This window comes from Legionella sp. W05-934-2, from assembly GCF_964199965.1.
In the GTDB taxonomy this organism is placed as follows: domain Bacteria; phylum Pseudomonadota; class Gammaproteobacteria; order Legionellales; family Legionellaceae; genus JAFIFT01.
Genome location: NZ_CAXMZT010000017.1, coordinates 17072 through 42018 on the forward strand (window position 1 = coordinate 17072; position 24947 = coordinate 42018).

Genomic DNA, 24947 nt, shown 5'->3' on the forward strand with positions numbered 1-24947 from the left:
TTTTCAACCAGGATTGGGCGAAAGTGTAGCAATTTATCACTGAATTGATTACTCTTGAATATAGAAATGAATCGACATACGCTGATATAAGGGTTTTGGGTATTAGAGCAATGACGCAAAGGGAACTATCATGGATCCATTGGGAGAAGATTTCAATGACTCCCCCACTTTTTGGGAATCGTTAATCGGCTTTGATTTGACCAACGCCTGTCAGGATCTTGAATCAACGTTAAAAAATAACACACGCACCCTGTTAGGACAAGTCAATAAAGAGGCATCATCAACCTACACGTCTCGTCGTTTTTTATCTTCAGAACTGTTTTCCCATCATCATTTGCCTTTATATCAACAACTCAACTCGCAGTTATCACGCTTAGGAACCCTAATCAATTCGTTGAGCCGCTCAAATTCACCGCTTCCTATTTTATTGTTATTTGAAAAAGAATACCAAGCCTTAACCCTCTTTCTTCAGCGCAAAGAGTTTTTAGGGGTATATCAAAAAAACCAAGCAGATTATGAGTCCTGCCGCATAGAAATGGTGCAATGGCATAATAAAATCGTGTTGGAAAACGGCGACGATCAACTTAACTATAATCTTAGACTGAGCGAATTAAAGCGCGTTAAAAGCCGAGCAATTGCGCAGCGACTTAGCTTAGTCGCCATTCTCTATCAGACCAAAGCTGACTATGAGAACTACTTGTCTTCTCGCTATACAAACAAAGCGCTTATCAATCAAAAGTGGCAAGCCTATTTTGGGGATGTTGTTTGGCTCGAGAGGAAAAATGACATTGGTGATGCCAAGGGAAAAACCTTATCGACCCAAGCGCTTTGGCAAAAAATTGAGTCCATCTTTTTATTGGCCAAAAGACCCATGTTCCATAAAGACTCCCCGATTAAGGACATGCTGATTAAATTTATTCAAAGATACCAGAGTGACTCTGGCATTGACTGTCAACCTCAATCAAATAAATATCAGCTTACTTCTGACTATGAGCTTGTCTTTAAAGAAATGGTCAGCCACCATATTGAGTTAATCGAAAAATTGAAGCCCTTGCCCACTTACCAATCTGTGGTTGAACAGTTTAAGGAATATCAGAAACAAGCAAGCTTATTAAATCAAAAAGTCCATGTCGATGAAGAAAAGCTAGTTGATTTAGTTGGCACACGAATCGATGGTTTAATTAAAAAAGCAGGTACCATGATTGCAATGCCCAAATCAGTGATTGCAAAGTCACCCTTGTTAGTGAGCTCGGTCCTAAACCATTTGTTTCACTACTATCCCGAAATAGTCAGTTACCTCGATGGGATTGCATCGACTATCCATTGCAAGCTGAATGATAGGGGTAATTTGGTTGATGCACAACCAACGAGCAAAACCGCTTCAGCGATTTTGACTTTAATGAAATTGATAAGTACCCATAAACTAAGGGTTTCAGCACTGGAAAAAAATGATTTATTGCCTAACAAAGATTATCCGATTCACCTTGAGAAAATCGCATTTTTTGAAGCCCTGCATGAATTTAATCAACAACAAGCATTGTTGGTAACAAAAGATTCATCGCCCCAATTTTTTAGCAGAAATAACTTGCCCCAACAATTTTTAGCATTGGTTTTTCAATTAACGCAGTCTAACCTGGATCGTATCGATGAAACAATTGATCACCTTCGAACTGTCTACCGCTTGACTCACCAAGCACCCAGGCAAGAACAACATATTGAAAATGCCGCAACTAGCTATCCTTTAATTTGAACAGATATAGAACATGACCTTGGAGGGAAAATGAATTTTTTTGAATTTCTAAAAGAGCTTAAAGGCGTTTCACCCCCCTTAAATGATAAATACGGGGAGTGGCTTGGTTATCGTATTGAAAAGTATGACATCAATGCAGGCTATGCCAAAACAAAATTAATCATACGAGAGGCCCATCTTTCCCCCAGTATGGCCGTACATGGTGGTGTTATTTCTGGCTTTCTTGATTTTTCCTGTGGCTGCGCCGTCTTTACCCAGTTACAACGCGAGGCGTTATGCTCCACGGTCGATTTGGGGGTAAAATACTTTAAGCCCGTCAAGTTGGGTGATGTCATTTATGCTGAAGCTCGCGTGGTCCATAAAGGCAAATCACTGAGTTCAGTCGTCGCTGAACTGTATCAAGCAAACGATGAGAATACCTTGTATGCCTTGGCAACGGGCACATTTAATATCTATATACCCAAGCAACGTGTCTAGCGATTCGTCTCTTTAGTGCCAGACACCTTGCTATGTTTAGTTGTAGTTCCCGCATTCCACTTTGTTGCATGCGGGCTACATTTAAAAGTAGCCCCTATGAAGGCCTTTGGCCGGAATACGGGGAGCATCGGCGAAGCCGATTCCTTCTACCAGGTATAAATTTATCTTGCTGTCATTGCTACCCAGAGCATAGCAACAACTGCTGTAATGCTATTTTTTCCGGTACAAAGATTCTTCATTTTATGATATGAGAACTTAATACTCCTTAAGGTAGATTTGTTAAAATTTTACCCTTTTTATGTGCCTTCTGGAGGGCAGTTTGAAAGTCATTCATGTCAATTCGAACATTAGCAAAGATGACCTAGCGATACTTAAGCGCTTTCTGAGGCTGTTCAGTGACACTGAAAACTGCCTTGAAGCTGGCGAACATTTTAAAATTCGTGATCAAGAATACCAAGTAGCAGACACCATTGTTCGTAGACCCAAAGCGAGCAATCCCAAAGAATTTGTATTTGAAGTCATTTCACTCTCAACGCTTGGCAAAGGGGGATTCTCTAGCGTTCATAAAGTACGCGGGGTATTGAAATATGACCAAGATGGCAATCTTATCTTTCAGAAAAAGGAAGCTGACAAAAAGCGCAAGGCTAAAATATACGATCTAAGTGGCAGCAACACCCCTCGCAAAGTATTAGAAGAATTTCAATTGATTAAAGGCATAAAACATTTGCACGCCAAGGAACCTGTGTGAACTATTTTAAAAGTTTGAACAAACAAGACAGCAAACAAACGTCCCATAGTTATGATTCTCAATGCTTTGATTGTATGTTAAATCGATATACCGGCCACCTTGATGGTCATTATGCGTTTGAATCCATATTTCAAGATTTGGATGACTTATCGGTTGAACATCAACAAGCATTGCTAAGACTCTTAAAATCAATGACGAATGAAAAAGTGGATGCAAGACCCCAATTAACGAATGTGCTTGCAGAACTCGATGCACTGATTCAGAGTCATCAAACGAAGCCACTGAGTAATCATTCACCCACCCATTAATATCGTCCCATCACTTCGATAATGGGACAATAACGCCCCACGAAACATCGCGTCTTTCGCCTGGCTTTAATATCCAGGCACCCATACGATTATTAAGACCGTCAACGGCACTGGTCATTGGCTCGAGGGCAATACTTTTTCTAGGAGGCGGCGTATATATTTGTAGATAATTTAACCCATAAGCACCCACTTGTTGCCATATAATCAGCTCATTGGTTGGATTGGATAATCGGGTATGAGCGATGCTATTAAGCTGTTTAACTTGAAAGCAATCATCATAAGTTGTTTTGCTAAGTGACTGATGTTTTGTTTCCTGGATGGCCACAACGTTCTCTGTTGGCATCATGCGATGATCCAACTCCAATTTGTCCACTGGCGGGATATCTAGATAGCATTCATCAATTGAACTGGCTATCTGAAAATAGGGATGAAACCCCATGGCAAAAGGGAATGAGGTCTTAGCCACATTTTTAACCTGCATGATTACCCGCAATTCACCAAAATCTCCCAACTGATGGGTAGCGCAAAATTCAAATGCAAAGGGATAATAAGGATAGTGACCCGGATAGTGTGTATATATATCAAACACCAAAGGGGACAATGATTGAATCGTCCACTGCATGGGCAGATGCATACCAAACCCATGAATAGCATGGTGGTAACAAGCATCATTGATGGGCCAATCATACGTTTGCCCCTGCCAGGATAAACGCCCATCTTTTAAACGGTTAACAAAGGGAAATAAAAAAACATTTTTTGCCGCTGGCAATTCATCAAGTTCAGCTTCTGTTTGATAGCCATCGATAATAGACTGACCATTTATCATCAACCGCGTCCATGTCCCGCCTTTGGTGAGACATAATGTCAATTCATTTCCAATGCATTCATCATAGAACCGCACTAAGTGATGTTTGCCTAGCTGAAATTGCTGATAAGTATACATATACCCAAATTACTTTTTAATACTACATGACTTCTAAATAACTTCCCTCAATTTACCCTCTCCCCGGAAATGGGGAGAGGGTGCCCGAAGCGCGGGAGAGGGGTTTTTGTAACAAAGTTATATCCTGATGTGTGGCACCAAGTGCCTGAAATGCTTATGCTATCCATTTTTTCGCCCATATATTTGATACTGATAGGCGTTGCTATTTATCCTTGATGAGACAGTATGAACCAAGTGATATCGATTGAAAAAGCGCTGATTGGTTAGAAAATGTCGGGCCGCCGGTTCAATATAACCTCGGGTGTTATTTTCCCAGATGCTTATAATAATCCATTCAGGCTTTTGCTTATCTATCACCCAATCAACAAATTTCGGATAAGAATAATGGATAGGCGCTTGTGTCATCCATGGATTGTTCAAACAGTAAGAATCGATCACATTCACATCCAAGACATAAGGAATAAAACCTGAATCGGCAATAACCATCGTCTCATTGGCTTTTAAATGGGGCTTTAACCAGCTCACCAATTTGAGCCGATAATCAATACTCTTTAAACTGGACTTGGCATATTCATGGTAACTTTTTAGGCTGTAATTAGGGAGAAGAAATAGGCCAACGATGAAGCTACCCAGATACACCGATATACGTGTATAACGTTCATTTTGCATCAGATATTGACTGAGTTTGATAAGACCCAATGCTGGCAAGGGTAAGAGTAAGCAAAAAGCGGGTAAAAATAGGCGGTTATCAAAGCCAGAAATGATATCGGCGTCATAGAGTAAAACCAGATAAAGGATACTTGGGCTTATTAAAAAGAGTGTTTTCTTGTCTTTTTCAGAAAACCAATAGGGCAAGGCCAGTAGCACCAACGGCCAAATTAAGGCAAGATACTGCCCATCCAGTACCCCTTTGCTATCCTGAACGAGCCACTTGCAATACACCGAATTGGGAAAAAAACGCCCATAGTAATGCCATCGCCATAAAAAATAGGGCACATAGACCAAACTAATCACCAGAAGCACGATACCCATCGCTTGAAAAAAGCGCATTTTCTCCATGTGAAAATCACCATAAAAGACACATAGGATGAGCAGCATGGCTAGCATAATAGCTGGGGTTTCCGGCCGCGTTAGCCCTGCTAGGCTTAAATAAAAGCCACAAAGAAAAAATGCTTTAAAATTAATCGGTCGATGGGTTTCATATCGGAGTGGGTAGCTCACTGCCTTATAACCTAATCCACGAAGTACATAATAGGTGCTAAGCATGAGAAGGCATTGAAATGCACTGGTTTCAAGGCCACTGACTGTCCATAATATTTGGCCTTTATAACAAAGCAACCATAAACAAGGAATGAATGCATAGTGAGCGGTTACCCATAATCTGCTTAAACGATAAAGAAACCACAGCGTCACCGCAAATAGTGCTATGCTCACAAGCTTTAAAACAATTACTGCATCTAAACCCACCTTCAGGGCTAATGCAGCAAGGATCACATAAGAAAAATTGGAATAGCCTTCAACCAATAATGTTCCGTTATTCCAAGCGATACTGCCATGTTCAACCCAGTTCTTGGCATAAGTTAAGCTAATAAAGCTATCATCCATGGTAAAAGGCCAGGCAGCAATGAGTTGACCAAAGAATAAATAGGCAAACAGTAATCCCAAAAATATAATTGATTGATAACGTAACATGTCTTTCGGTTGTTATCTGCCATGCAGGGTTCGTTCAAAAATACCATATATAAAAATATTATGATATCCAGAATATACTCACGAATGCGAATGTTTTTCGTGAACGTACACGTTTGCGTTTGCGTGCCCGAGTTATGCTCAAGTTCACTCAATGTTATAAGCCCTCAGGACTAGCGATTAATCTCCATTCAATGCTAAATTAAAATAAATTATTCATTATTTGCTAACCAATGAGGCCCTATGCGCGTTTCTAAACGACTCACCGGGATGCTATTGCTTCTCCTAAGCGCCATCATCACCAGTGCAGGAAACCCAACCATCGCAAAGCTGATTGACGTTGGCAATCAACATCTCATCAATGGAAATAACCCCATTTCTTTTTGCAATGTCTTATTTGCAAGCAGCTTAGTTGCCCTAATCACACTAAGCCTTTTATACTATCGCGACCTGAAAACATTCAAACCCGCCACGTTAGACCGCACACAATGGTCGACCATTCTATTCGGTGCCCTTTTAAATGGATTTATCATACCCACCTTGTTTTTCTATGGCATCATGTATGCCAACATTATCAATGTCATTTTGATATCTACCTTACAAACACCCTTTTATATATTAGCCGGTTGGATTTATTTAAAAGATAAGCCAACGGCAATGACGATTTTCGCCGCATTTTTAACGACGCTGGGTGTCGCCTTGTTAGTTTTACTGCCATATTTTTTGTCGAGCCAGACCAATGACGCCACCACAACAGACGTTCTAACCAGCAATAATCGAATCTCATCCATACCTTATATTGGAGAAATGTTTATATTTGTTGCCGTATTAATGAGGGCTATCAATACGGTGATCATTTTTCGTGCCATCAAGACAATGCCTGAGAGTGTTTTTAATGTCTTCAGTATGGGTTTTGGGGTCATATTCTTTTTTATCTTTGTCATGGTTTTATTTGGCCCTTCGCATTTCATCGACTTATTTTCCCCCTTTCTATGGCAATGGATGTTATTTTATGGCGGGGTCGTCATTGCACTTTATCAGTATATAAAATTTTGGGGAATAAAAAGTTCATCCATCGCGGATGTTGCCATAAGTAAATCGTTGGTACCGTTTTCAGCTATCTTTCTTTCATTTCTTATTCTAGGCACGCTCCCAAAACCTTCCCAATATATAGGAGGCCTGTTCATTTTCGCAGGAATTGCCATCGCTTTAATTAGTAAATTAAAGAAAAATGAAAACCCAATATCGATCGTTCCCAAACAAGGTCCAACCGGTTTATGATTGGTTAACCCGCTCCAAAGTGTTTCATATATTTCCAATGGGGACACTTCAAACGCTTCTTAATCGATATAAACCAGATTGAGCTATACTTACTCTATGTGGATTTATTGAGAATCGTTATGGCAAACAAACCTCCCGTATCCCGATGGGCTCATGTTCAACCCGACAATTTGGTGAATAATAAGCAAGCTCCAGTAATCTCTGAGGACCAAATTAAAGATCACTATCTTAATACGCAAAAAGGCAGCCCAGTTGATACCAAGGAAGAGGGTGACGCCCAAGGGCTCAACTTAGGGGCAGTCGATACCAAAGCAGAAAAAATGGCGACAGAGCCTGAAAATAGTGAAAATAGTGGGTATAAATCACCCTGACCAACCCCTTAATGGATAGGGCATCATGTCTATCTTGATGATACACCTATTTCGTACGATAATACTCTGCGGGATATTGTTGCTATTCGTTGCCAGTCCTACTTATGCCCTTGAACCAGAGCAAAGCCTTAAGATTGGGGAAAAGCACTACACGCTATCTGAGTTAAAAAAGCAATTCAAAACCCACCACGTCGTGGTAGTCGATAACCCAGAATACGCTGGTATCACCAAAGAATATGACGCCTTTGATTTTAATGAAATTCTTGCTAAAGGGCTTCATGCTAATTTAGAAAACGTTAAACGAGATCAGCTTGTCATCATCAACACCAAGGACGAGTATCTATCACAAATTCCGTTGAGATATTTTACATCAAAAGGAAAAGCCTATCTGGCCTATCAAGAAACCCCCAATTCCCAATCGAGGGCAAATAAAACAAAAGATGGCCGTTGGGAATACATCGCAGCCCATGGAACACAAGTAGACCCTGGTCCTTTTTATCTTGTTTGGGATAGTCCGCAAACGTACCCAACGGGTTGGCCGTATCAGGTGATTTCAATACGAATTGTCACGACACATGATTAGAGAATTTGTGAATCATCCATTGTTTGACTCTTGATTCATTTATAAACCACTTCTCCCAGACGATAGTCATTCCTCCAACTCATCAGAGCTCGTTCCCCCTCCAGGTAATATCCATCCCCCCCGACGTGCCGCGACTCGTTCGCGGCATCCAGGGGATGCCTATACCCCCTCGCCGACGTGCCGCGACTCGTTCGCGGCATCCAGGGAATGCCCATACCCCCTCGCCGACGTGCCGCGACTCGTTCGCGGCATCCAGGGGATGCCCATACCCCCTCGCCGACGTGCCGCGACTCGTTCGCGGCATCCAGGGGATGCCCATACCCCCTCGCCGACGTGCCGCGACTCGTTCGCGGCATCCAGGGGGTGTTGTTTTTAACTATAAATTTCTTGATATAAATCAAGCCAATTTGGATTCAACTGCTCTATTAAATTAATTTTCCAACGCCGAGGCCAGTTTTTAAAACGCTTTTCGCGTTTTGCAGCATCATAATAAGTATCATGTATCTCATAATACACAAGCATTTGGATTTTATATTTGGAGGTAAAGCTTGGAACAACCTGATTCTTATGCTCCCAAACGCGTCTAATCAAGTCGTTTGTAGAACCCGTGTATAGTGTTCCGTTGCGTTTACTAGCGAGTATATAGACATAATATGAACTCATGTTGCTTCCTTGTTGGTGTTGGACTAAAAAACTAATTATTGTCATACAATTCAAGCATCTCCTGGATGCCGCGAACAAGTCGCGGCACGTCGGAGGGGATAGTCATATCCTGGACGCCACGAACGATTCGCAGTACGTCGATGGAGAGGTGATTGCTTTATACACCTGTAAATTTCTAATTATTTGACAATTAATTTACCTATACCCGAGTCGCCTATAAATTAGCATTTTGATGTAACTTGGGTATTGATACTAACGATCATAACTTATCGACCTAATTTGACAAAGGACTATAATCCAGGCTCACTAGCCGTGTATTATATCTAATCCGTGAATGCCCCCAAATGCATGGCAGTACCAATGATAGCACCATCATCCAGCGGCTAATATCGCCACGTCAACCATAAATAACCTATAATCAAAGAAATCCCGATGATAAGTGCTAGTCATGAAATTTTTTTCAAAATTAAAGTCAGTATTTTTTCGAAGTCATTTAACCACCGATGATCAAAATACTAAAACGCCTGATTCATCACTCAAGTCAGCTGAGATAAAAGAAATTTTAAGATATAAAAATGAATTAATAAAAAATCTGGATGCGTTAATCCAGCACATTGAAGATGATAAATCAGTGTCGCCAGAAATCAATACTATCGCCCTAGCCCATTTTGAGGCGATCAAAAAAACCTTTAACGATGCGAAGCCCGAAGAGTTAGTAGCGAATAGAATGAAGTATTTTGCTTATGCCGGGGTCCATCTTACCAAGTCAACCATTTTATCCCTCAATCGAAAATTAGATGGAACTGAGCAACAACAAGAAAATCCTGGTGTGGTATCTAATTTCATAAAATCATTAGAACCATACGTCAGTAATGTATACAAGGCGTTCGGTGCCATGGATATGTATACGAATAGCGCATCGAAAGCTATACTGAAAACCGAAAAAGCTGGTGAAGATGACGTTCTAAGCATCGAGGATTTGGACAAGACCCATGAAAACAGTGGTCCCAAGTTATAGCTAACTTCCCATACCACCGATCCTGATTATCACCAGGAGCTGATTCCCCTATGCGTTATTAGGATTAAATCGAGGCTGCTTTTCTTCCTGCTTGGCAAAGTCATCCAGGCTGGTATTGAGTGCATTTACCTTTTGCATACTTGCAGTTTCATTAAAAAACAAGAAATTCCCTGTTTTAAAATAATTCATCGTGCCAGCCACGACATAGCCCACACCAAGACCTAAGATGCAGGCCAACAAATTTCCTAATAGCCTTTTCCAACCCCGATGAACTTCTAGTACTGGTGTCGCTTGGCTAATGTGAGTTTGGCAGGATTGTTTAAATGCCTCTAACGCTTGTTTGGGATGTTGATTGCTATCTTTAAGATAAGTTGCCATTTCTTGACGAATCGCTTTTACTAATTCCTTGGCAACGTCGGTCTCACGCGTATATCCCCGCTTTGATAAAGACGCCCCATGTTCCTCGATTGCCTTCAGATGGCTATAAATTAGCGCCATATTAACCAACGCATCTTGCAACCATGGCGAGGCTTCTTGCGTATTATCTGTTGTCTGAGTCTCAACAATTTTTTTGAGTCGCTCTATTTCCGTGGTTTGTTGCTTGTTTTGATTGGTTAATAAAGTGATTTGTTCGCCTAATAGAGAATTTTCTTCTTGCACAGTTTTGAGTTGCTGGATTTTTTCTTCCAGTTCTTGCGAAATTGTTTTTAAATCTCGAGCTTGATCGATAAATTGCTGTTGCAATTGTTTCAAAGATGAATTGATCTGTTGGTTCGTTTCTTCTAACGCCCGAACATTTTGTAATGCTAATAGGTGGGCTGATTTTTCTTCTTCTAAGGATTGGGTGAGTTTTTTCGCGTCAAGCGCTAATTGGTCAATGGTTTTCTCATTTTCCTCAATGGTTTTCTCATTTTCCTCAATGGTTTTCTCACTTTCCTCAATGGTTTTCTCACTTTCCTCAATAATTTTTATCATCCACTGGTGTGCTTTTTTTAGCTCTTCCAAGCCCTCCATAAGCTTTTTGTTTTCCTGCTCATGGGACTCACCCATTTCCTTGATGTCATTCTCAAGCTTAAGTATCTTCTTCGCCTTTTCGCTAATTTCTTGCTTTTGTTTTTCAAGTGCATCTTGTTGGCTTTGAATCTCAGAAAGGAGTTGTATATTCACCTGTTTAACTTTTAGGAATGTCGATTCTGAAACAAGTCTTGGCGTATTGTTTAGAAACAAATCAATACTGTCGATGGTATTTTGATGTCCTTGTAACTGGCTCATAGTCACTGGTGACATATCTAACCAACCGCTTTCGAGGGTGCTTTGTAACAATGCGCTGTCGGTTAAAGAGCGGGGCTCGCTACTTTTTTCAATAGTCTGGCCACTATCGTTCAGTAATTCCTTTTTTATGGCGGCTAAAATCCTATTCTGTTCTTCTAATTTGGAAAGAAAAACACCCACACCGTTTTCTTTGGAGATATGATCGGTTGAAAAATAGTCCTTAAGAATCTTGGATTTTTCTTGCAAGATAGTAATGCGATTTAATGCTTCAGTGATCTCTTGTTGTACCAAATAATCTAAATGCGTTTGTTTTAATTTTGGATCAAATTCTTGCTGAAGTGTAAATAAATCGCCAATGCGAGAAATGGCTCGAATATATGCGGTTGGCGTGTCTGGCACTGAGCATATTGATTTGATTGAATTCAAAAATGATTCGTAGACATCAACATTACCGGCTTGTAATTCACTGATATGCCCCAGCAGATTTTGTTGAAATTCAAGCTGCTTGGTTTTAATTTCGCTTCTTTTTTCAAGTGGAATTTCATCTAATAAAATAGCAATCTCTTTCAAATAGGCGCGAAAATCCAAGGCAATATAACTTGTGATTGCTTGAGTTTCATCCTTTGCTGTACTCGGTGGCGTCAACAATTTTTTTAGGATAAGCGCATCTTGGCCCTTCTCTTGGTGATCATTGAGTTCTAATAAATACGCTTTAATAGACTTCCAATTGTCATCGGTTAGCGTGATTTGCATTGCACCATATTTATCCGGTGTTGCTGTTTTTGTTTCGCACAATAATTTGCTTTGATACACTGGGTCACTAAAGTATAACGACCCAGCGGCAGTGTAAGTATCAGAGGCTCCTGTTAATGAGTGGCCTTGCCCAAATTGATCGCTTTCTTCTTGAACATCTTTATCGGTGGGCGTATGTCCCCAAATCGCTTCTAAAATTGACGTCGCCGGTGCACTTTGTTCCAAACCAACCATCATCAGCTTTTCGGCATCATTATGGTGGAAATAAAGATGGCCACTGAAACCATTGGCAGTCACACGCTTACCCACCAAATTGGTTTCTCCCTCACCACCCATGGCAATGTTAACACCAAAGTCATAAGCCGCTTTAATCATCGTGGGTAATTGACCGACAACACCCAACATAAAACCTTTTAATTCAGTGATTTCTTTGTCTTGACGAACCACAGCATGCGTTGCTGAGCGAGAAACAACCCCATTTTCACCCGCCTTGGGGAAGAATTTTAAAAATTCAGCTTTGTCTGTTTCGCTTAAATTTTGATAATCAATGATGATACGGCTTGCATGAGAAAGATAATCAATGGCGGCTAACGTGGCAGGCGGGTTTGTTAATTCCTTACTCACCAAGGAAGACCGGGTTTTAAAATCCCCTATGGCAATACAAGCCAACATCAGTTTTGAAATCGATGTGGCTGGGTCAGTTATCTCATTATGTTTAAATGTTTTAAGCCACTGAGTAGCGACAAACGCTTGGTCTTCTTTGATGCTACGCGCAAGGATATTAGCTTTTACCAGAGTTCGCGTATCTTCAAATCGTTCTTTTGACATAAATTATTCTCATAAAAGTGGCTAAGTGCTATTAAAGCGGGCTTCTTTTCTCCTTGATATTCTGAATAGAGAGATAGAATTGCTCAATCGCACACATATCAATTACTCTGATCATACTTTATTCATATTAAGGCAATATTAAGAATCCCTTATCGTCAGAATGGTCCCTTTGTACCGGACAAAAAAAACAAAGAACTAATACGAGCCCGTGCGCGGGCACGTCTTAGATATGATTTTTTGTCCTGCACAAAGGAATGGTCCGATACAGCGGATGCAGGAATAACTAGCCTCCAACCTTGACAAGATATTAATCACAATGTATCATTCGGGCACTGTTGTTTCTGGTTTTAAAAATGCGTTTATCCGCTCGTATTGTTCTATTGCTCTCCTTATTATTGGTTTGCAGTCTCAATTTTGCCCAGTCTCTTGATTGCCAGCAAAGCCGCTGTATCGCGGTCATTGATGCCGGCAGCACCGGTTCTCGGTTGCATATTTATCAGTACGATGTGGATGAAACCAATACACCCATTCATATTGCAGAAAAATGGTCTAAAAGCATCAAACCTGGGTTTGCAACCATTCAAGCTAATCAAGCGACCATGGATGCGTATTTAACGACGCTTTTTTCCCAAGCACCAAACCAATCCATCCCTGTTTTCTTTTATGCAACAGCGGGAATGCGCTTATTACCTAAGCAAAAGCAGCAAGAACGATATCACTATTTAAAAAATTGGTTTGCCACGCAGTCTCAATGGAAGCTGGCAGATTCGCGGACACTCACAGGAACCGAAGAAGGTCTTTTTGGTTGGCTTGCCATTAATTATCAGTTAGGAACGTTCAATAGCGAGAGTAGCCAACCAGTGGGCGTGATGGATATGGGGGGTGCATCGGTGCAGATTGCGTTTCCAGTGGATGAAAACACCGTTGACTCAAGTGATGTTAAATCGATCTCAGTACATGGCCAATCATTTAAGCTCTTTATCAAGAGTTTTCTTGGTCTTGGGCAGACTGAAGTGTCTCACCAGTTTCTAAATAGCGCACCTTGTTTTATCACCGACTATGAATTACCTGACGGCCAGCATGCCAAGGGAGATGCGTATACGTGTGAGAAAGAAGTCTCACCGCTGATGAATACCATTCATCATGTGAATCGGATAATCCAGCCCATGCTCCAAGCCAATACCGTATCGCGTTGGTATGCGATGGGCGGAATTGCCACTTTAGCCAAACACAAACCCTTTACCTTCCAGGGATCCCAGTTTACCAATGAATCCTTGTTAGCTCAGGCAGACACAGCCGTGTGTCATCAACAATGGCTTGAAATGCAACGTCAATATCCCAATGATGAATACCTTTTTGGCTATTGCCTGTTTCCATCCTATTATTATGCACTCATGGTGGAAGGATATGGGTTAGACCCTAATCAGCCTATCCAATTGCTCAATGATACTCAGGAAACTGATTGGACAATCGGCGTGGTGATACGCCAAACCCCTGACCAATAATCTGAAAACCGTCTTTGTCTCCCCTTTATAGTTCTTGATGTTTTTTCCATATCCCCCTGCGTGGACATCCATGCCATAGTGAGTGGGTTTTCCCTTTGCTTTGGCAATCATACTTCGACCAAACGCTTGGCTAGGACTGGTTTTCACATCCATTGGTTGATTATTTTTATCATAGCCAATGGCATGAGTCGCCGATGTTCGCTGCTTGATTGGTGCATCGCCTTTTAGCCACTGCTTAAACGCAATTTGGTCATTTGCATCTAGGTTACTAAGATAAAAGAAAATTCGCCCACCATGGGTTAAATGTTCAGCCAGTTGGTAGTCTTGGTTAGGTGGTTGCCCATTCATTTTAAGATCGCCCAACGCAATAGCGGTAAACATCCGCCCAAGCAGTCCATTTCGCTTATCAATATCTTGTTTAACTTTCGGATCATTCGTCACTGGTTTATCAAGCATACTCGACAATCTTTCCACTTGAATATCTCTTTGTTTAAGCACCTCGGTTTAGTCAGCTGCATCCTTTTTTGTTTCCATAAGCTGGCCATGAATCAGGCGGAATATCAGTTGATTTTATTCATCTTAATTAAGTATATGACTGAAACCTAAATCAAGCAAAATAGTTGACCGAATTATGGCTAGGATGATTGTTTATTCCTATATTTCCAAAGCGAAGAACAAGGTGATTCTTTGATTCACATTACCCTAGAAAGATATAAAAAAATAACATCAACATGGCCTACACTAGAACATATGAACCATAATATGATCTAAAATATGGCTGAAGAAAAAACTGAGGCGTAAAATTCACGAAAATGGATGTAGTAATGTCAATAGCCATGTTATGGATTATATTGATGAAAATGGTGAGCCGAAAACCCGAAAACTAACTCAAGACGAATATAGTCAGCTGAAAGAATTTGGTACTATGTCAGCATATGCTCCATCTCCCCGAAAAGACACACACTCCCCAACCCCGCGAGCAAAATTTTACTCTTAGAATTCCTATCGCGGGCGAGGGAGCTTTCTTTGGGTTGCTAAATTTTTGTTTACTGAATAAAAAAAATTCAGGATCACTGGGAGCTGGGCTACATACTTTTTTGGCTTAGTCTCAAGAACGCATTATTTCCAAGTTTGGATAGTTCCAACTAGTCTATCCAAACATTCGATACCATGGATAGCTCCCAGAACGATCGTCTCTGACTTCCTCGGAGAAAATTGAATGTGTTTGTAGAGCACTCGTTGGAAAATCGTACTCATCGCTTGATTCGTTCGACAAACTATCCTCTTCATCCATTTCATGGCCTTTGGAGGATACCAATTCGGTGGAATTGTCTAACACAAGGCGAAAATTATATTGATTTAATTGGCGATCAACGTCTATTTCCGTCAATCGATTCACGGCTAATTTGAGATGATGGCTATCAAACATATCAACGGCATCTAAAAAAACATCGAAGTTACTTTGATTAAGTAATCGGTTTTTGGACAGCAACTGCAATGTTATTTGGATCAAATTCATTGCCCCCCTCGTTTGAATCAGTCGATCTAAATTTTTTTGCTTGCACAGTGTGTGATTTTGCAGCAATTGGACGCATAATGAAATATCCCGCGATTTTTCATAATTATCTAACGCCCAACTGATATTTTTTTCAATCAAAAAGCCACTCGCTTGAAACAAGTTGAGAAGGCTCAATAAATTGTCTGCGTATTTATCCCCGGTTTTCAATATATTTTCATAAATTGTTTTAAAACGATTTGAGAACTCATTGCTTGTCAGTAATTCAAAGGTTTTTGCAATATCTAGTGCGTATATTGGGTGAGATATGACACTATTAAAATAACATTTGTTAGCACTAGAAAGTGTTTTAACCCCTGACAAAATATTGTCATGATGCGAATAATCCTTCAGCAAAGCCTGAAGCAAAATCAAGGTTTGCTCATTGCTCGCCAGATTGAGTGTGGCCAACCTGTCGATGATGTTATCCATGTCAACGTGGGGATGTAATAAAAGATAAAATAGGATTGGTTCGAGGTCACATTGTATTTTTTTCAGATATTCTATCGACTTATCTGAAATAGTAAATAATGACAATTCATGTTTTTTAGTAAACACCTCACTCAGGAGTTGTTGATCAAGGCGTTTGTTTTGGGAGCTCGCTTTGAGTATATGAAGGAAATTTTCTAGGGCTTTTGGGTTGAATGAAATTTGGATGCACGAACTGATATTTGTGGCATTGAACAGTTTTGCATTAGTCGAGTAAAGAAGGGATAAACACTCATGTAATAGCAGGATTTCTTTATTGTTAACGGATGATAATTGGTACAAAACAGCCACATCAAGCTGTTGATTCTGGGAAAGTAGCCTGATTATCAAACCCATAGGAGGATTATGGCTGAGTGATTGGCTAATAGTGGTTAGGGTAGGTTTGATGCTTGCAAATTCGTTAGTGATTTTTGAGACGGGTTCGTCAGATTGAGATGCTAACTGAGAAATAATCCATACGGTATTTTTGTTTAATAAGTTTTCATTTTGCAGTTTGGTGAAGATGCTTTTCCCTCCGAGTGCTGCAAAAATCCCATCAAACGTCTGGCAACTCGCCGAACCATTCTCACTTTTCTTACCCAATCCAATGTGGACGGTGGCTAATAATTCTTCTGGCGATAATTCTCTATCCGAATCGCCGAGTGTTTTACGAAAGTCTCTTAACTCTTTGATATGTGGTTCATCTTTGAAGTATCTGCCAAAACCACTCTTTGCATCATACCCCTCCAACGCGTTTTTTAAATCTGAAATTTTCATTGGTAACATCCTTCCTGGTTAAACAACAATACATCTCCATCGACATGACTTATCAATATAGAAACACACAAGCTAGCCCAAGAGCACTCCTAGAATAAGAATTACCTGGTTCTCACCATACAACCGATTTTAACTTCCTCCAACAATAAAACATTGTATAAGAATTAACAAGTATCGATATCCCGATTACTTGCACACACCTTGTCATAATTATTATGCTAACCGTACAACCAGACCACAACCCACATAGTGATGTAAATCCGATAGAGCACCGGCTATTCGGTGTCCGTAGTTCAAATCCACCATGAGATTTTTGCTTAAAAGAATCATGAGCCCAATATCCCCATTGACACCCCAGCCTGATTCCGAGTCCGTTTTGCTTTGAGAATAAACCTCCCAATAAATTTGTATCGGGTCGATGGGTGACCAACTAATTAATCCGATAGGATTAAAACTATAATACGATTTTCCTCCCGAAATAGGCGGGTCTGAAAATAATGAGACATCGGCAATCGTAGTAAAACCAAACCCCGATGGAAGGCTGTGTGTATAAATACCTTTCAACTGAAATCCCCCTTTTCGACTCCCCCAAATACGGCTGCCGGAAGGTAGTCGTATAAATCCTAAAAAGGTAACTATCTGGTTGGTATCATGATAGGCAATTCGTCTGTATCCGATAGTCGTTATCCCAAACCCTGAATCAGTGGGTTTTTGATACCTGTTGTATGCGGATGGAAGGATATCCAATTCGCTCATTTCAGACAGCCCATAACGAAGATCACTATTGGGGTAGATGCGATGCTCAGTATTTTGAAGCGTTTTATCCCTTTCAAATCCCGATTCAACAACGATTGACTTTGTCCCAACGGTACAACTACTGGATGCAACTGAAGGCCTATCACTCAAGGACAATAAATTATTTGGACCGCTACATAGGGGAATTTCGGCAAAGGTGCCCGGTGAGACAAAAATCAAACCCAAACCAATCAATATGCCAAAAACGCTCAATCGAAAAGTTCGATACCAGCGTGTCGGATTTCGTTGAATCGGTTTGGTCCATTCTTTTATGCTGGTCATACTAGGCTTTATCAGAATAAAATGATATTTCACCGTATCGCTACTTGTCCATATGTCTGCTGTGGGTATATACCCGATGTATCACTATAATCTTTCCTTCTTCTATCCCGCCCTTCGGTCACACAATTGAGGGAAGTTATTTAGTCCTGGGCTATTCAAAGGGTTAGCAACGAAAGGTTTGATGTGTGCTGTCACCAGATAACTTTGAACCGTGTGGCCTAATAAGGTTAGCATTAAAGCAAACTGAGCATTTTCTTCGCTGTCATCATAAAAATAAGTGAATGCATCATCGGAAATGACACCATCGTCGACTAGATGCTCCACGATGATTTTAGACGGAAGATTCTTACCAGTGGAAGCTAACACCTCGCGCGCCATATGGTATTCGATATTTTTCTCCCCAGTTTCTGGGTCGCGCTCTGGATTTAGTCTAGGCAAATTCGTCATATAAATCGGCGTTGGTAACCCTTCAATGGTATATTTAGATAAGTAAAATGCGACCACTTCTTTGCCTCGTTTCTCATTAAACAATTGATAAGGCTTTTGCCAAAGCAGTTTAGGCGGCTGATGAAAAATCGATTGCAGATAAACAAGCACATTATCTGGCGCATCAATAAATGAATTAATCGCAAATATCGCCCCGTCTTTTCTTAAATAAACGTCAATATCCGTCTTGGTATTTTCGAAAACAGCTTGTGGATCATCGATAGGATGGGTGAACGATTCATCTACGGTGATAGTACCATCAAAATCAAACAAGCTTATCCGGTCATAAGGCAGGCCAAATAGGACATAAAGGGCATCGGTCAAAACGCGATCGGTGGTCTGATTTATGCGAAAACGAGCCGATACAGATTCATCTGATTCTTGTAGGATTGCTTGAGTTTCCGGGCTAACATGCAAGGTGAAACAGTCATCATTAGTACAGGTGGGCATATCTTTGCCAACCACGTTACACGTATAAGACCGCTTGACTCGTTGCTTTTTGGCATTGAACTGATAGGCCATTTGGCAGCGAATGGGGATTTTCAAACGATGTCCTGATTCAATCAAAGCCAACAGATCATGATTCAGTGTGTGTGCCGATTCGAGGTGGGAGAACTTATCATAATACCCAGGCATATGCAGCGGAGGCGACCCAAACAAATGTTCCTGCCACATAGCTTCCAAGTAAGAAAAGTGTGCTATCCTCGCATCGATAGGCCATGTCATGGTTTGACCTGGTTTTAAATACTCAAGCATCGGGTGTAATAAAGCCGTGGTGTTGATAGGTGTGATGCCGTGAATTGGCGTTTGAAAAACTCGGTTTAAATAATCGTTAGCAATCCGCGATAAACGTTCATTGTACTCTTCTTGTCCCTGTAATCCGCCTGACATCTGCCAAAGCTGTTCGGTTCGACTAACCAACGACTGTGCGGATTGTGATTGATGATACGATGCTAACGCCTGAGAAAGTTTAAGCTGGTAATAGGCTTTGGCTTGAGCAATTTGTGCCTGGGCATCCCCATTTCCTACAAACCCATCCTCAAACAAAGCGGGTGTACCGCTAAAAAAAGCCGCTATATCCTTAGCGCTTGCTATGCCTACGATGGATAGTTTTGACGGGTTAGTAAGCATTTTTTCCCGCAAATGTTGTAATGTCATGAAAGGCGCTTGCCGATTTTTGGCTTTGAACTGTTGCGCCAAAGACATGGCATAAAAATGCGTATCGCCTTGACCCGTTTGCTGGTGATGGTCAAAATCGCGTTGAAAAGGCTCATATTGAAGGCCCTGAATGATAGAAATTCGCTTTGATTGCAGGGCAGACTTCAGTTTTTCACGGTTATTTTTTAGCAATGGTGAACTCTCATCGGAAGCAAGATTGATTAACCACTGCGATAAGGCCATTGCTCTGAATCCTTGACCGTTTTCATCAAGGATTTCATTGGCAGTGATGATATACCATGGCTCCTTTGAATCCAACGCTTGCTTGAGAGAAACGAGGATAGCAAACAGATCGTCAGTATCCTCAAACGGGTCTGTAAACAGCAAATGGCTGCGGGGAAAATGATCATCAACAGAAGCTTGTGCGCCTGCAAAGTGCGAAACTAGCATCATTAGGACAATAGCAATAAACCGTTTCACAATAATCCTTTTGTTATGGTTCGGTGAGTCGGCAGTTTAGTGTTTTTCTTTGATAAAAACGAGCTTGGAATTGTAACAACATTGTTACAAATTTTCTTCGCATTCAGACGTCGTTTCAGTTACCTTAGTCAATTTTATTGATAGGGATATATCATGCGTTTACCCAGCCTACTTGTTCTGTCTTTTCTATTTTTTTCTTTCAATTCAGGGGCTTCGACGCTGGAATCGAAAGATTGGGTTGCCTATGTTAATCCAATGAATTCACCCGAAGAATACTACCTATCAAACCAAGATCAGATTAGCCAGATCCCCAATGGAACAGGGCTTCAGATACTTTTTACAAGCCAAGGAAAGTATTACCTACTAGCAGGCCCAAGAGCAAATCGTTTATTAACTGTTATTGGCGGCAAAATTGAAAACCTAAAAGCCCCTTTTCTTTCTCAGTTGCAAGAAGAGTTTGGAGAAGAAACTTATGGAGTTATGGCGATTGATACTGCCCTGCCCTTTCCTAGTCAATTTTTCTGGCTAATGATAAACGATGAACCTCACCCGCTGGAGATTGTTAGCGAAAGTACACTGATCCATGATAGCCCCAGTAAATTTGCCTATGTTACGTTTACAGGCCTTGTTTCCGACATCTCAGAAGAAGCCCTGGATAAACTTGCAACCCAACTAACCCCTACTGCGCTTTTTTGGGAAAAACTCGGCAGTTTCCTGCATCAACACCTCAATCAGGCACCTAAAGATGAGCAATTTGAGGCTTACTGGCAAGACCAGCAACAACGTTTAAACCAAGTTTTGGCGGAATTAAGCAAAGACTATGACCGCCTCAGTCACAAAGGACAACTGCTAATAAGCCCAGAACAAGCTTTTTCAGTATCCACCATCGAAGAAGCTTGGGATGTTTTACGTCATCTTCATACCTATTCACAATTGAAATACCATGCCCAAAATACCGTGGGACGATACTCAGAAAGAAAGGGGTATTACGTGATTGATGCCCGCTCCCTGTTGCATGCGGTCCAATCAGACAACACACCAATAACCGATATTCATGGCCGGCAGATAGCAAGTAGTGTTTTCAACAAAGAAGCCGTTGAATATATCTTTCCACGCATCATGGAAGATAACAATCGGGAAGTGACATCTTTTATTGAGAATCAAGCCAACATTCACAAAAGGCCAATTCAGTAGCAATTATTTTGATTATTATGTGCGCTTATTCTACACTTACAGGGTATAATATTCATTCCCACCAATGAGTATATTACGTGCCTTTTGAAGGGTATAAGTCATGGTGAATTTTAGACTTGCAGTATATAGCCTCATTGGTGTTATTGGCGCACCTATGAGACATTGGTATCGATGGCCGTTATACAAAAAAGTAAAGGTCATTGCCATCGCAATGGTACTTCTTACCTGGTATATCTCTTATTTATTCCCGAAAATAAACTATGGCATGATTGGTAATAACCCATGGATAATCCTAGCTACGACATGCTTGGCTTTTCATATTAGCATGGTTGTCATTTCCATTTATCTCCATCGAAGTGAAACCCATCGAGGCATCCGCTATGCTAAACCCATGCGTCATTTTTTTCGTTTTTGGTTATGGTTTATTTCTGGCATCGATCGAACTCATTGGGTGGCTGTCCATCGATATCATCATCAACATACTGAAACAGAAAAAGATCCCCACAGCCCTGTGGCAATTGGGTTAAACAAACAGCTCACGCATGGCATTGAAATCTATAATGAAGCTTTCACACTCCAAGCTGTGAAACAATTGGGTGTCATTCGTGATAATGATTGGTTAGAGAAAAAGCTATATTCTCATCGATTTGGTATCTTATTTTCCCTCCTGCTTTTTATCCTTCTGTTTGGCTTATGGGGGATACCTTGCTGGACTATGTTGATGGTTTCTCAAATATTCGCCCAAAATTTTGTCATTAATGGGCTGGGGCATCACACCGGGTATCGTAATTACAATACGGATGATAATTCACGTAACATCTCCCGGTTTGGCGTGCTTATCTCGGGTGAAGAGCTACACAATAACCATCACAAGAACCCCCGATCCCCAAGATTCTCAAGACGACGAAACGAATATGATTTGGGCTGGTTTTATATTGTTTTACTCTATAAATTGGGGCTTGCCAAAGTTGAGCTAAAGCGTATATATCACACAAGTAGAAATCAGAAATTACACACGATAGAAAGCGGTTTAGAGAATGATTCACATTATCACCAATAATAAAAATGAAACACTTTTTGTTATGAGCATATTTCTGATTTAGTCTTCTTTTTTTTTTATAAAATCCCTGGAAATTTAGCTTGGATATGCTAGATTTATATATATTGATTAATTTTTAATCATAGTGTTTGTGCAGTTTAATTCTATCTGTCAATTGTGACGGCTACCGTGTATTGACAAGGACATACACGACTTCCGGTGCGACATTATCAATATGTTTGAGGCCAAACGTCATGTCAAACTCTGGAAAAGCCATCAAATCGTCTAGCAAAAAAATAATCGTCGATGGTGTTAATGGCGATATTTCCATTAACACTTTATCTGGTAATGACAACATATCAGTTAACGATGTTAATGGTAATGTCACTATTGATACAGGCAATGGTAACGATAAAATCGTTTTAGACGATGTGACAGGCACTAATCATATAATCGATGCCGGTTCTGGTAACGATAAAATCACAATAAATGATATCACTGGCGATGTAATAGTCGAAGGGGGTAGCGGCAACGATAACACTCATATCGATGACGTCAAAGGAGATGTCACAGTCGATGCGGGTAGCGGTATCGACACAGTATTTATTGATGATGTGACTGGTGATGTCAACGTCGATGGAGATAGCGGCTCGGATCACATCAAAATAACCGATGTTAATGGCCAAGTCTATGTGGATGGTGGCTCCGGGAATGATACGATTTTCGTTTCCGACATCACAACAGGGGCTACGATTCTTGGCGGCTCAGGACACGATAAAATCATTGGCGGTAATCAAAATGATTTAATCTATGGCGGCGAGGGAAATGATTTATTAATTGGTGGTAGCGGCAATGACATTATTGATGGTGGAAGCGGCAATGATATCATTCTAGGAGGCAACGGTGATGACTCAGTGCGCGGTGGATCCGGATCTGATTTTATCGACGCAGGCCGTGGCGACGACATTGGTTACTATAACATTTCGGACAACTTAAATGACTGTGATCTTTATGTCGGTGGTAGTCAAAAGCTAGGAGACACTTTATATATCGAAGCCTCCTCTAGCCTTCAAAAAGCAGCCATTGAATCTTATATAGATTCTGTTTGCAACCCAAGTTCCTATCTAAATTTCGAGAACGTTGGGGGTGGATATGGGTTTAATCTAAAAGCAATCGGCTGGGAGTTTATCTATGTCACCATCGAAGGAAACACAAACCTTCCCCCTGAGATTCAGCCCCAAGATTTTAGTGTCAATGAAAATAGTAACAATGGCACGATTGTAGGCACCGTCATTGCCAGCGATCCTGACTTACCCGCTGATAGCTTATCCTATACGTTGAGTGGCGGGACTGGTCTTGGAATCTTCGGTATCAATGCCACAACAGGCGTCATCACGGTTGTTAACGGCGTTCTATTGGATTATGAAACCGTCACAAGCTTTACTTTAGCAGTCCAAGTCTCTGATAGTTTTGGAGAAACTGATAACGCAATAATCACGATAAATATCCAAGATGTAAACGATTTACCTACGGGAAATGTCACCATCACCGGCAACTTAGCAGAAGATCAAACACTAACTGCCAATATCGCAGCAATTGATGATGAAGATGGATTGGGAGAGTTTAACTATCAATGGCATCGCAATGGTAACGATATCAGTGGCGCAATCGCGTCGACCTATACCTTAGGCGATGCGGATGTTGGTGCCCAAATGTCAGTAACTGTTTCTTACACCGATGGACATGGTACGCTAGAATCCCTAACCTCCGAATTAACAGCAGCGATTGCCAATGTCGATGATGAAACAACAGGTACCCTCGATGTCACCGGCAATGCCGAAGAAGGTGGAACCTTAACTGCTGATTTAACTGGCGTGGTTGATGATGATGGTGTCACCACCACCGCTTATCAATGGCAATTAGATGGCGCTGATATCACCGGTGCCACCAGTGCAACCTTTAATATCCCAGACGATCAATCCTTTNTCGGTCATGAAATTAGGGTGATTGCCACCACCACCGACATCTTGGGTGGAACCACCTCATTTACCAGTCCCACACAAACCATCGCTAATGTCGATGATGAAGCAACAGGAACCCTCGATGTCACCGGCAATGCCGAAGAAGGTGGCACCCTCACCGCATCGTTAATCAATATCAGCGATCCCGATGGCGAAACCACCACCGCTTATCAATGGCAATTAGATGGCGCTAATATCACCGGTGCCACCAGTGCAACCTTTAATATCCCAGACGATCAATCCTTTGTCGGTCATGAAATTAGGGTGATTGCCACCACCACCGACATCTTGGGTGGAACCACCTCATTTACCAGTCCCACACAAACCATCGCTAATGTCGATTATGAAACAACAGGAACCCTCAATGTCACCGGCAATGCCGAAGAAGGTGGAACCCTCACCGCATCGTTAATCAATATCAGCGATCCCGATGGCGAAACCACCACCGCTTATCAATGGCAATTAGATGGCGCTGATATCACCGGTGCCACCAGTGCAACCTT

The 24947-nt window shown here is 41.2% G+C and carries 20 protein-coding genes; 12 read left to right on the forward strand and 8 right to left on the reverse strand.

Going from position 1 to position 24947, the window contains the following annotated elements:
* Positions 1-130: 130 nt before the first annotated feature.
* The 4 genes from AB3348_RS14520 (at position 131) to AB3348_RS14535 (ending at position 3283) form a co-directional block, all read left to right on the forward strand.
* Positions 131-1750: a hypothetical protein gene (locus tag AB3348_RS14520; protein WP_367608354.1), complete on the forward strand. Its 1620-nt coding sequence runs from the start codon at positions 131-133 to the stop codon at positions 1748-1750.
* Between the two features lie 30 nt (positions 1751-1780).
* Complete coding sequence (locus AB3348_RS14525; protein ID WP_367608355.1) at positions 1781-2227, forward strand: PaaI family thioesterase; 447 nt, start codon at positions 1781-1783, stop codon at positions 2225-2227.
* 319 nt (positions 2228-2546) lie between these two features.
* Complete coding sequence (locus tag AB3348_RS14530; protein ID WP_367608356.1) at positions 2547-2975, forward strand: hypothetical protein; 429 nt, start codon at positions 2547-2549, stop codon at positions 2973-2975.
* A complete protein-coding gene (locus AB3348_RS14535; RefSeq protein ID WP_367608357.1) occupies positions 2972-3283 on the forward strand; it encodes a hypothetical protein in 312 nt (103 codons plus the stop codon). Before AB3348_RS14530 ends, AB3348_RS14535 begins: the two co-directional genes overlap by 4 nt.
* A gap of 10 nt (positions 3284-3293) precedes the next feature.
* Here AB3348_RS14535 and AB3348_RS14540 read toward each other — a convergent pair whose 3' ends face one another.
* Positions 3294-4226 (reverse strand): aldose 1-epimerase, encoded by a 933-nt coding sequence (locus tag AB3348_RS14540; RefSeq protein ID WP_367608358.1) that lies wholly within the window; start codon positions 4224-4226, stop codon positions 3294-3296.
* Positions 4227-4385: 159 nt separating this feature from the next.
* The gene (locus AB3348_RS14545; protein ID WP_367608359.1) at positions 4386-5918 is read right to left on the reverse strand and encodes a protein LphB; all 1533 of its coding nucleotides are present in this window, start codon (positions 5916-5918) and stop codon (positions 4386-4388) included.
* Positions 5919-6158: 240 nt separating this feature from the next.
* Here AB3348_RS14545 and AB3348_RS14550 point away from each other — a divergent pair, with 240 nt between their 5' ends.
* The 3 genes from AB3348_RS14550 to AB3348_RS14560 all read left to right on the forward strand — a co-directional run bounded on the left by AB3348_RS14550 (position 6159) and on the right by AB3348_RS14560 (position 8150).
* On the forward strand, positions 6159-7196 hold the full coding sequence (locus tag AB3348_RS14550; RefSeq protein WP_367608360.1) for a DMT family transporter: 1038 nt from the start codon (positions 6159-6161) through the stop codon (positions 7194-7196).
* Between the two features lie 119 nt (positions 7197-7315).
* On the forward strand, positions 7316-7567 hold the full coding sequence (locus AB3348_RS14555) for a hypothetical protein (RefSeq protein ID WP_367608361.1): 252 nt from the start codon (positions 7316-7318) through the stop codon (positions 7565-7567).
* A gap of 25 nt (positions 7568-7592) precedes the next feature.
* A complete protein-coding gene (locus AB3348_RS14560; RefSeq protein ID WP_367608362.1) occupies positions 7593-8150 on the forward strand; it encodes a hypothetical protein in 558 nt (185 codons plus the stop codon).
* Positions 8151-8522: 372 nt separating this feature from the next.
* Here the strand turns inward: AB3348_RS14560 and AB3348_RS14565 are convergent, their stop codons facing one another.
* A complete protein-coding gene (locus AB3348_RS14565) occupies positions 8523-8813 on the reverse strand; it encodes a GIY-YIG nuclease family protein (protein WP_367608373.1) in 291 nt (96 codons plus the stop codon).
* 448 nt (positions 8814-9261) lie between these two features.
* On the opposite strand from AB3348_RS14565, the gene AB3348_RS14570 reads away from it, so the two are divergent.
* On the forward strand, positions 9262-9831 hold the full coding sequence (locus AB3348_RS14570; protein WP_367608363.1) for a hypothetical protein: 570 nt from the start codon (positions 9262-9264) through the stop codon (positions 9829-9831).
* Between the two features lie 48 nt (positions 9832-9879).
* On the opposite strand, the gene AB3348_RS14575 is transcribed toward AB3348_RS14570, so the two are convergent.
* Positions 9880-12684, reverse strand: coding sequence for a hypothetical protein (locus AB3348_RS14575; protein ID WP_367608364.1), 2805 nt, complete (start codon positions 12682-12684; stop codon positions 9880-9882).
* A gap of 353 nt (positions 12685-13037) precedes the next feature.
* Here AB3348_RS14575 and AB3348_RS14580 point away from each other — a divergent pair, with 353 nt between their 5' ends.
* Entirely contained in the window at positions 13038-14189 is a 1152-nt protein-coding gene (locus tag AB3348_RS14580) for a multidrug DMT transporter permease (protein ID WP_367608365.1), read from the forward strand.
* Here the strand turns inward: AB3348_RS14580 and AB3348_RS14585 are convergent.
* The 4 genes from AB3348_RS14585 to AB3348_RS14600 form a co-directional block, all read right to left on the reverse strand.
* Positions 14097-14645, reverse strand: coding sequence for a hypothetical protein (locus AB3348_RS14585; protein ID WP_367608366.1), 549 nt, complete (start codon positions 14643-14645; stop codon positions 14097-14099). The two genes, AB3348_RS14580 and AB3348_RS14585, sit on opposite strands and share 93 nt — an antisense overlap.
* Positions 14646-15339: 694 nt before the next feature.
* Positions 15340-16989, reverse strand: coding sequence for a hypothetical protein (locus tag AB3348_RS14590; protein WP_367608367.1), 1650 nt, complete (start codon positions 16987-16989; stop codon positions 15340-15342).
* A gap of 213 nt (positions 16990-17202) precedes the next feature.
* Positions 17203-18066, reverse strand: coding sequence for a transporter (locus AB3348_RS14595; protein WP_367608368.1), 864 nt, complete (start codon positions 18064-18066; stop codon positions 17203-17205).
* Positions 18067-18168: 102 nt separating this feature from the next.
* The gene (locus AB3348_RS14600; RefSeq protein WP_367608369.1) at positions 18169-20190 is read right to left on the reverse strand and encodes a hypothetical protein; all 2022 of its coding nucleotides are present in this window, start codon (positions 20188-20190) and stop codon (positions 18169-18171) included.
* A gap of 153 nt (positions 20191-20343) precedes the next feature.
* On the opposite strand from AB3348_RS14600, the gene AB3348_RS14605 reads away from it, so the two are divergent.
* The 3 genes from AB3348_RS14605 to AB3348_RS14615 form a co-directional block, all read left to right on the forward strand.
* On the forward strand, positions 20344-21384 hold the full coding sequence (locus AB3348_RS14605; protein ID WP_367608370.1) for a hypothetical protein: 1041 nt from the start codon (positions 20344-20346) through the stop codon (positions 21382-21384).
* 100 nt (positions 21385-21484) lie between these two features.
* On the forward strand, positions 21485-22444 hold the full coding sequence (locus tag AB3348_RS14610; protein WP_367608371.1) for a fatty acid desaturase: 960 nt from the start codon (positions 21485-21487) through the stop codon (positions 22442-22444).
* A 233-nt stretch (positions 22445-22677) separates the two neighbouring features.
* A partial coding sequence (locus AB3348_RS14615) for a cadherin domain-containing protein (RefSeq protein WP_367608372.1) occupies positions 22678-24947 on the forward strand: 2270 nt, incomplete at its 3' end.

Coding starts and splice junctions, on each gene's coding strand:
- AB3348_RS14560 (WP_367608362.1), top strand. CDS start 7,593: ATGTCTATCTTGATGATACACCTATTTCGTACGATAATACTCTGCGGG.
- AB3348_RS14520 (WP_367608354.1), top strand. CDS start 131: ATGGATCCATTGGGAGAAGATTTCAATGACTCCCCCACTTTTTGGGAA.
- AB3348_RS14550 (WP_367608360.1), top strand. CDS start 6,159: ATGCGCGTTTCTAAACGACTCACCGGGATGCTATTGCTTCTCCTAAGC.
- AB3348_RS14570 (WP_367608363.1), top strand. CDS start 9,262: ATGAAATTTTTTTCAAAATTAAAGTCAGTATTTTTTCGAAGTCATTTA.
- AB3348_RS14565 (WP_367608373.1), bottom strand. CDS start 8,813: ATGAGTTCATATTATGTCTATATACTCGCTAGTAAACGCAACGGAACA.
- AB3348_RS14590 (WP_367608367.1), bottom strand. CDS start 16,989: ATGAAAATTTCAGATTTAAAAAACGCGTTGGAGGGGTATGATGCAAAG.
- AB3348_RS14580 (WP_367608365.1), top strand. CDS start 13,038: ATGCGTTTATCCGCTCGTATTGTTCTATTGCTCTCCTTATTATTGGTT.
- AB3348_RS14545 (WP_367608359.1), bottom strand. CDS start 5,918: ATGTTACGTTATCAATCAATTATATTTTTGGGATTACTGTTTGCCTAT.
- AB3348_RS14525 (WP_367608355.1), top strand. CDS start 1,781: ATGAATTTTTTTGAATTTCTAAAAGAGCTTAAAGGCGTTTCACCCCCC.
- AB3348_RS14585 (WP_367608366.1), bottom strand. CDS start 14,645: ATGCTTGATAAACCAGTGACGAATGATCCGAAAGTTAAACAAGATATT.
- AB3348_RS14595 (WP_367608368.1), bottom strand. CDS start 18,066: ATGACCAGCATAAAAGAATGGACCAAACCGATTCAACGAAATCCGACA.
- AB3348_RS14575 (WP_367608364.1), bottom strand. CDS start 12,684: ATGTCAAAAGAACGATTTGAAGATACGCGAACTCTGGTAAAAGCTAAT.
- AB3348_RS14555 (WP_367608361.1), top strand. CDS start 7,316: ATGGCAAACAAACCTCCCGTATCCCGATGGGCTCATGTTCAACCCGAC.
- AB3348_RS14540 (WP_367608358.1), bottom strand. CDS start 4,226: ATGTATACTTATCAGCAATTTCAGCTAGGCAAACATCACTTAGTGCGG.
- AB3348_RS14610 (WP_367608371.1), top strand. CDS start 21,485: ATGGTGAATTTTAGACTTGCAGTATATAGCCTCATTGGTGTTATTGGC.
- AB3348_RS14605 (WP_367608370.1), top strand. CDS start 20,344: ATGCGTTTACCCAGCCTACTTGTTCTGTCTTTTCTATTTTTTTCTTTC.